The organism is Streptomyces sp. NPDC050211, from assembly GCF_040656035.1.
Lineage (GTDB): Bacteria > Actinomycetota > Actinomycetes > Streptomycetales > Streptomycetaceae > Streptomyces.
Map to the genome: position 1 here is coordinate 20,930 of NZ_JBFALC010000071.1, position 8,371 is coordinate 29,300.

Genomic DNA, 8,371 nt, shown 5'->3' on the forward strand with positions numbered 1-8,371 from the left:
CGATGACAGATCGTCAAGTACAGCCGTCCATCGCCATCGTGGGGATGTCGGTGCTGTTGCCCGGCGCCGCCGACCTCGACTCGTACTGGCGGAACCTGGTGGCCGGCACGGACGCCATCACCGACGTACCCGAAGGGCGGTGGGACTCCGACTACTACCGTCCGGGTTCCGCCGCCGGGCGCGCGGTCGCCGACCAGGTGTACTGCCGGCGCGGCGGATTCGTCGACAGCCTCGCCGAGGTGGAGGTCACCCGGTTCGGGATCATGCCGAACTCGGTTTCCGGCACCGAGCCCGACCAGCTCATCGCCCTGCACGTGGCCGCCGCGGCACTCGCGGACGCGGGCGGTGCGGAGAGATTGCCGGACCGGCAGCGGATCGGGGTCGTGCTGGGCCGGGGCGGGTACCTCACGCCCGGTCTGGTCCGGCTCGACCAGCGGGTGCGTACGGCGGGTCAACTCGTCCGCACGCTGGGGGAGTTGCTGCCCGATCTCGACGGCGGGCAACTGGACCGAATACGGGCGGCGTTCACCGAGCGCCTCGGCCCCGACAGCCCCGAGTCCGCGATCGGCCTCGTCCCCAACCTCGCGGCCTCCCGCGTCGCCAACCGGCTCGATCTGCGCGGGCCCGCGTACACCGTGGACGCCGCCTGTGCGTCCTCGCTGGTCGCCGTCGACCAAGCAGTGGGTGAACTGGCCGCCGGGCGCTGCGATCTGATGCTCGCCGGGGGAGTGCACCACTGCCACGACATCACCCTGTGGTCCGTCTTCTCCCAACTCCGCGCGCTCTCTCCGACCCAGCGCATCCGTCCCTTCCACCGCAACGCCGACGGCCTCCTGATCGGCGAGGGCACCGGCGTCGTCGTCCTCAAGCGCCTCGCCGACGCCGAGCGTGACGGGGACCGCGTGTACGCCGTCATCCGCGGTACGGGCGTCGCGAGCGACGGGCGCGCCGCCGGTCTCGTCAATCCCGACCCCGGCGGTCAGGCCCGTGCGGTACGGCAGGCGTGGCGGGCGGCGGGGCTCGATCCTGCGGCGTCCGGGTCCGTCGGGCTGCTGGAGGCACACGGTACGGCTACCCCTGCGGGGGACGCGGCCGAACTCTCCACGCTGGCCGAGGTGTTCGGGCGGGGGGACGCCGGCGACCGTGCGGTGATCGGCTCGGTGAAGTCGATGATCGGTCACACGATGCCGGCGGCGGGTGTGGCGGGGCTGGTGAAGGCGGCGCTCGCGGTTCATTACGGGGTGCTGTTGCCGACGTTGCACTGCGATGAGCCGAATCCCGGGCTGGCGGAGACTCGGTTCCGGGTGCTGGAGAGGGCGGAGTTGTGGGAGGGGGGTGGGGTGCGGAGGGCGGCTGTGAATGCGTTCGGGTTCGGTGGGATCAATGCGCATGTGGTGGTGGAGGAAGCTCGGGTGGGGCAGCGCCCCGAAGGGGCGCGGGGAACTGCGCGACCAGCCACGACGGCGCCGCACCCGACCGACGGCACATCGCGCGTGCTGCTCCTCGCCGCTGATACCCCCGAAGGCCTTGCCGCACAACTGGACGCCAACGACGCGGACGTACGCGCCGCCGGTCTCGATCCCCACGTTCACGCCGGCCCCGCCCGGCTCGGCATCGTCGACCCCACCGCCAAGCGGCTCGCGCTTGCCCGGCGTGCGGTTGGCCGCGGACGCGCCTGGCACGGTCGTAACGACGTGTGGTTCTCACCCGCACCGCTGGGCGGAAAACTCGCGTTCGCCTTCCCCGGCCTCGAAGGCGACTTCGCGCCCCAAGTGGACGATGTCGCCGCCCACTTCGGGCTGTCCGGGCCGGTACTGGGAGCCGCCGAGGTCGGCGACATCGGTCGGCACGGGTTCGGGGTCGTCGCTGTCGGGCGGCTGCTCGACGGGGCGTTGCGGCGGATGGGGATCGTGCCGGACGCGGTCGCTGGGCACAGTGTCGGTGAGTGGACGGCGATGGTGGCGGCCGGGCTGTACTCCGGGGACGAGGTGGACAGCTTCATGGCGTCCTTCGACCCGGACGCGCTGACTGTGCCCGGGTTGGCGTTCGGGGCGCTTGGAGCGCCGGCCGAGCGCGTGTTGGAGGCGCTGTCCGCCGACTGGCCGGACGCCGGGATCGTGCTGTCCCACGACAACGCGCCGGCCCAGTCGATGGTGTGCGGTCCGGACACGGCCGTGACGGAGTTCGTACGGGCCTTCCGCGCGCAGGGTGTGATCAGCCAGGTGCTGCCGTTCCGGTCCGGCTTCCACACGCCGATGCTTGAGCCGTACGTCGGACCCATCAAGGACGCGGCGAGCCGATTCCGGCTGTATCCGCCGACTGTGCCGGTGTGGTCCGGGACCACGGCGGCGCCGTTCCCGTCGGGGGAGTCGGCGGTCCGTGAGCTGTTCGTGCGGCATCTGCTGGAGCCGGTTCGCTTCCGGCAACTCGTCGAGGCGATGTACGCGGCAGGGCACCGCACTTTCGTCCAGGTCGGCCCCGGCCAGCTCGGATCGCTGGTCGGTGACACGCTGTCCGGCCGGGACCACCTCGTCGTGTCCGCCAACTCTCCCCACCGCACGGGTCTCGCCCAGTTGTGCCGGGTGGCGACGGCGCTGTGGGCGACGGGGCGCTCCGCTGGAAGGGGCGGGGTGGGTCGTCGGTTGTCTACGGCGCCGTTGGGGCTGGTCGCGCAGTTCCCCGCGCCCCTTCGGGGCGCTGCTGAATCGCAGTCGACTTCACCGGATCTGCTTGGGGTCACTCCCGCGCTGCCGTCGTCCGACGCCACCCGTTCCGCCGGTCCCCTCGCCCGCTCCGCGGGAGCCGCTCCCCACTCGGCTCCCACGCGAGGGGACCGGCCCCCGGTCCGGCTCGACCTGGGCGGGGGGCTTGTCTCGCTGGACGGGTCGATTCTGGCGGAGTTGCGTGCGGAGTTGCGGGTCGGTTTCGCGGCCGACCCTGGTGGGGTGGCGGCGGGTGCGGCTGTCTCTCGCGTTCCGGAGCGCGTATCGACGGCGGGGCACACTGCTGTCCCGGGCGCCTTGAGCGCGCCCGGCCTGTCGACGCTGGACGCGGCCGCCGCGCACTCACGAGCCGCCGCAGAACTGAGCGCTCTCCTGCGGGAAACCGCGGACACGGCAGCCGAGTTGATCGCGGCGGCCGACCGTCGCCCGGCTCCCGTGGCCGCAGGTCTCCCCGCCGCTCCGCCGCCCCCGAATCCCCACGACCCACCCCGCGGAACCGGTCACTCCCGCGCCCACCGCACCACCGTCCACGTCTCCCCCGACACCATGCCCCACCTCCTCGACCACTGCTTCTTCCCCCAACGTCCCGGCTGGCCCGACGTGTCCGACCGCTGGCCGGTCGTGCCGGCGACGACGATCGTGCAGCACATGATGGAGGCGGCGGAGGAGGCCGTACCCGGAATGCGGGCGGTCGCGGTGCACGGGGCGCGCTTCGACAAGTGGCTGACCGCCACCCCGCCTGTCGACGTCGAGGTGACCGTCACCCCCGTTCCCGACGACCCCGCTCGCCGCGCCGTCTCCTTCGGCCCTCGCGCACGCTCGGTCGTCGAGCTGGCCGATCGCTACCCGGCGATACCCCCTACCCCCTGGCAGCCCGACCCCGCCACCGAACGCACCCCCGACCACACAGCCGCCCAGCTCTACGCCGAGCGCTGGATGTTCCACGGCCCGGAGTTCCAGGGCGTCAGCGAGCTCACCGCGGTCGGTGAGGGGCACGTGCGTGGGGTGATCACGACGCCGCCTGCGCCGGGGTCGTTGCTCGACAACGTCGGTCAGATACTCGGCTACTGGATCATGGCAACCCGCACCGAGCGGACCGTCGTCTTCCCGGTGCACATGCGGCAGATGCGGTTCTACGGGCCGCAGCCTCTCCCCGGCACGGATGTCGGCTGCTTCGTACGGATCACGTCCCTCACCGAAACCGTTCTCGAAGCGGACGTTCAGCTGACCGTCGGCGGCGCGGTCTGGGCCGAGCTCGATGGTTGGCAGGACCGTCGGTTCGACAACGATCCGCAGACCCGGCCGGTCGAGCGGTTCCCCGAGCGCAACACCCTCTCCGCGGCCCGGCCGGGCGGCTGGGTGCTGCTGCATGAGCGGTGGCCGGACCTGGCCTCGCGGGATCTCATCATGCGCAACTCGCTGAGCAGCGTGGAGCGTTCGGAGTACGAGGCGCATGCGCCTCGCGGTCGCAGACAGTGGCTGCTCGGGAGGATCGCTGCCAAGGACGCCGTACGGCGGTGGTTGTGGGACCACGGCGAGGGTCCCGTCTTTCCGGCTGAGATCCGGGTCCGGAACGACGACTCGGGGCGGCCGTACGTCACCGGCATGCACGGCCGGAGCCTTCCCGCACTGGATCTCTCGCTCGCCCATCGCGCGGAGGCCGGCGTCGCGATCGTACGGCCGCACCGCCCGGGCCCCGGGCCCGGCATCGACATCGAGGAAGTCGTCGAGCGGGACCGGGAGACCCTCGCCGCCGCCCTCGGTCCGGACGAACTCGCCCTGCTGCGGGCCCGGTGCGCGGCGACCGCGGAGTCCGAGGCGGTGTGGTTCACCCGGTTCTGGGCGGCCAAGGAGGCCGTCGCGAAGGCGGAGGGGACCGGTTTCGACGGGCGGCCGCGCGACTTCGCCGTGCTGGCGGCCGACGCGGACCGCCTGGTCGTCAAGGGGCGGCTGGAGGGCGCGCGTTACAGCGTGCGCTGCGAACGGACCGGCAACCCGCCCGGGTTGCCGAGCAGGGAGTACGTCGTGGCCTGGACGCCGGGACCGACGCGACGACAGGACGACGAGGAGAGGGACTGATGCAGCCCAACCCGCAGGCCGATCCGCAGCCAATCGACGAGGAAACCGTGTTCGCCGACATCACCGGCATGCTCGCGGCGCTCCTCGACGAATACGGCCTCGACGACGTCGAGATCGGCATGCAGACCACGTTCAACCGGGATCTGGAGCTGGAGAGCATCGACCTCGTCACGCTCGCCGGGCTGCTGGAGGAGCGGTACGGCGGACGGGTCAACTTCGCCGAGTTCCTGGCCGGGATGGAGTTCGACGAGATCATCGAACTCACCGTCGGCCGGCTCGTCGAGCACATCGTGCAGAGCCTCAAAGCGGCGGAGGCGGTCTGAGGATGGCCTTCGTCGAGACGGACGACATCCGGCTGCACGTCCAGAGAATGGGCCCCAGGGACGACCGGCCCGCGACGGCCACCGCGGTGCTGGTGCACGGCCTGCTCACCGACAGCCTCGCCAGCTACTACTTCACCGTGGCACCCGTGTTCGCGCTGGCCGGCATCGACGTGGTCATGTACGACCTGCGCGGCCACGGCCGCAGCGAACGCCCCGAAACCGGTTACCACCTCGACGACAACATCGACGATCTGGAGGCGCTGCTCGACCGGCTGGCGGTCACCGGGCCGGTCCACCTGGTCGGCAACTCGTACGGCGGCACGGTCGCCTTCGGCTACGCCGCCCGCCACCCGGAGCGCGTCGCGAGCCTCACCCTCATCGAGTCGGAACCGGCCACCGAGGCCTGGGCGGTGAAGATCGGCGGCATCCTGCACCGCGTGCTCACCCAGCTCGCGCTCAACGAGGACGACGCCCTCGCCTGGATCACCGCGAACCGCAGCCACAACACCGCCCGCCTCGCCAAGGGCGCGGCCCGCCTGGCCCGTACCACCAGCCTTCCGCACGACATCCCGGCCAGCCGGGTGCTGACGGAGGACGAGATCCGGTCCGTGTCGTGTCCCGTCCTCGCCCTGTACGGCGGTGACTCCGACCTCGCCGAGCTCGCACCGTGGCTGGAGGCGCTGCTGCCCGACTGCCGGACGGTGGTCGTGCCGGGGCACGAGCACTCCGTGCTGGTCGAGGCCGCCGGTGTGGTCGGCGAGCACATCCTTCAGCTGATCCGGCAGGCGCGGTTGGCGGAGGTGCGGTGAGCAGGTTCCTGTTCGTCGTGCCGCCGCTCGTCGGTCATATCAACCCGGCCGTGGGGGTCGCCGCCGAACTGACCGCCCGGGGACACCGGGTGGCCTGGGCGTGCGCCGATCCCGGCCTGGTGCTGCGGCTCGCGGGCGGGAAGGCCGTCGTGTTCTCCTGCGACGGGCCCGTGCCGGGGGCGGGGGACGGCGTACGGCCGCCCGACATCCGCGGACCCGAGGCGCTGAAGTTCCTGTGGGAACGGTTTCTCGCACCCCTCGCCGAGGCGATGGCACCCGGAGTGGCCGCGGCGGTACGGGAGTTCGGCCCGGACGTGGTCGTCGCCGACCAGCAGGCGCTCGCCGGCGGGCTGGTCGCCGAACGGCTGGGCGTGCCGTGGGCGACGTCGGCCACCACCTCCGCCGAGTTCACCGACGTGCTGGCGGGGATGCCGAAGGTCGCGGACTGGATCGACGGAGTCCTGACGGAGCTGCGGGCCCGGATCGGTGACCCGTCCGGTACCGCCGATCCCCGCTTCTCGCCCCATCTCGTACTCGCCTTCAGCATCCGCGAGTTCGTCGGGCCGGACGCCAGGACGGGCGTGCAGATCCGTTACGTCGGCCCGTCCACCACCGAGCGGCCCGCCCCGGCCGACTTCCCCTGGGACTGGCTGGACCCGTCCCGCGCGACGGTCCTGGTCACGCTCGGCACCGCCAACACCGATGTCGGATCGCGGTTTCTCGCCGAGTGCCATCGGGCTGTACGGTCCCGTGCCGACCGGATGCAGGCGGTGATCGTGGATCCGGCGGGAGCGCTCGCGGGCGCCGACGACAAGGACGTACTGATCGTGAAGTCGGTCCCCCAACTCCCGCTGCTGGAAAGGGTCGACGCCGTCGTCTGTCACGCCGGGCACAACACCGTCTGCGAGGCGCTGTGGCACGGTGTGCCCCTCGTCGTGGCGCCCATCCGGGACGACCAGCCGGTGGTGGCCGGGCAGGTGGTGGAGGCCGGGGTGGGGATCAGGGTCCGGTTCGGGCGGGTCACGGCCGTGAAGCTGGGCGAGGCACTCGACGCCGTTCTGCACGAACCCGGTTACCGTGCCGCGGCCGAGCGCATGCGCAGCGGGTTCCGGGCCGCCGGGGGTGCCACCGCGGCGGCCTCTCGTCTCGAAGAACTGGTCGCCGAGGAGGCGTCATGAGCAAGGAGAGCGTAACGAGCGAGGGATCGCGGAAGGCGCCGAGCCGTGCCGAGCAGGTCGCCGCCCTCCGTCCCCGCTACCTGGCCGACCTGGCCGACGGCCTGGCCCGGTTCTTCGAACCCCGGCGGACCACCTGCCCCTGGTGCGGTGCGCAGGACCTGAAGACCCGGCTGCGCACCACCGATCTGCTCCAGCACAAGCCCGGCCGGTTCGTCCTCGACCAGTGCCAGGCGTGCCGGCACACCTTCCAGAACCCCCGACTGAGCGCCGAGGGGCTGGAGTTCTACTACCGGGACTTCTACGACGGCCTGGGCGAGAAGCAGCTCGGCAACACCTTCGCGGGCCGGACGAAGATGTACGAGCAGCGGGCCGCGTCCCTGCTGCCGTACGCCGCCGACCCGAAGAACTGGCTCGACGTCGGTACGGGGCACGGTCACTTCTGCGAGGCCGCCCGCGTCGTTCACCCCGGTACGACATTCGACGGGCTCGACTTCACCGACGGGGCGGAACTCGCCGAGCGGGCGGGGCGGGTGGAGCGGGGGTACCGGGGGAGCTTCCCGGAGCTGGCGCCGGGGTTCGCCGGGCAGTACGACGTGGTCAGCATGTTCCACTACCTGGAGCACAGCACCGAGCCGGACCGGGAACTGAGGGCCGCGTACGAGGCGTTGGCGCCCGGCGGACATCTGCTGATCGAGGTGCCCGACCCCGACAGCCGGTACGCCCGGCTCCTCGGCCGGTGGTGGCTGCCGTGGCTCCAGCCCCAGCATCTCCACTTCGTGCCGGTCGGCAATCTGCGGCAACGGCTGACCGACCTCGGCTTCACGGTCGTGGCGGAACAGCACGCCGAGCCGCACGATCCCGTCGATCTGCTGGCGGGGACGTGGCTGGCGCTGGACGCGGTGGCTCCGCGGGACGATCTGCCGTGGCTGCGGCAACCTCCGAGCGCCCTGAGTCGTACCCTGCGCGGCGCGCTGCTGATCGCCGGAATCCCGGCCCTGGTCGCGGGCACGCTGCTGGACCGGTTCGCGATCCGGCCCGTGTCGCATCGGCTCGGGGTGTCCAACGCGTACAGGTTGGTGGCTCGACGGGGGTGAGGGCTCGGCTGGATGGGCGGTTTGGTTGTCTGCGGGTCGGTGGGGGCTGGTCGCGCAGTTCCCCGCGCCCCTGACGGGGCGCCGCAAAAACCCGGCGTGTAGCCCCCCCCAGGGGCCCGGGGCGGGAAAAAAAATAGGCACCCCCCCCGGGGCGCGACCACACAC

General features: G+C 72.0%; 5 protein-coding genes. All 5 read left to right on the plus strand.

Annotated elements, in window-relative coordinates; translation table 11 throughout:
* The first annotated feature begins 2 nt into the window (after positions 1-2).
* The 5 genes from AB0I98_RS41640 to AB0I98_RS41660 are packed head-to-tail and all read left to right on the plus strand — an operon-like array spanning position 3 to position 8,206.
* Positions 3-4,802 (plus strand): beta-ketoacyl synthase N-terminal-like domain-containing protein, encoded by a 4,800-nt coding sequence (locus AB0I98_RS41640; protein WP_362951050.1) that lies wholly within the window; start codon positions 3-5, stop codon positions 4,800-4,802.
* Positions 4,802-5,125, plus strand: coding sequence for an acyl carrier protein (locus tag AB0I98_RS41645; protein WP_362951051.1), 324 nt, complete (start codon positions 4,802-4,804; stop codon positions 5,123-5,125). Before AB0I98_RS41640 ends, AB0I98_RS41645 begins: the two co-directional genes overlap by 1 nt.
* Positions 5,126-5,127: 2 nt before the next feature.
* Positions 5,128-5,934 (plus strand): alpha/beta hydrolase, encoded by an 807-nt coding sequence (locus tag AB0I98_RS41650; protein WP_362951052.1) that lies wholly within the window; start codon positions 5,128-5,130, stop codon positions 5,932-5,934.
* On the plus strand, positions 5,931-7,112 hold the full coding sequence (locus AB0I98_RS41655; protein WP_362951054.1) for a glycosyltransferase: 1,182 nt from the start codon (positions 5,931-5,933) through the stop codon (positions 7,110-7,112). Before AB0I98_RS41650 ends, AB0I98_RS41655 begins: the two co-directional genes overlap by 4 nt.
* On the plus strand, positions 7,109-8,206 hold the full coding sequence (locus AB0I98_RS41660) for a class I SAM-dependent methyltransferase (RefSeq protein WP_362951055.1): 1,098 nt from the start codon (positions 7,109-7,111) through the stop codon (positions 8,204-8,206). Before AB0I98_RS41655 ends, AB0I98_RS41660 begins: the two co-directional genes overlap by 4 nt.
* The last annotated feature ends 165 nt before the right edge of the window (positions 8,207-8,371 follow it).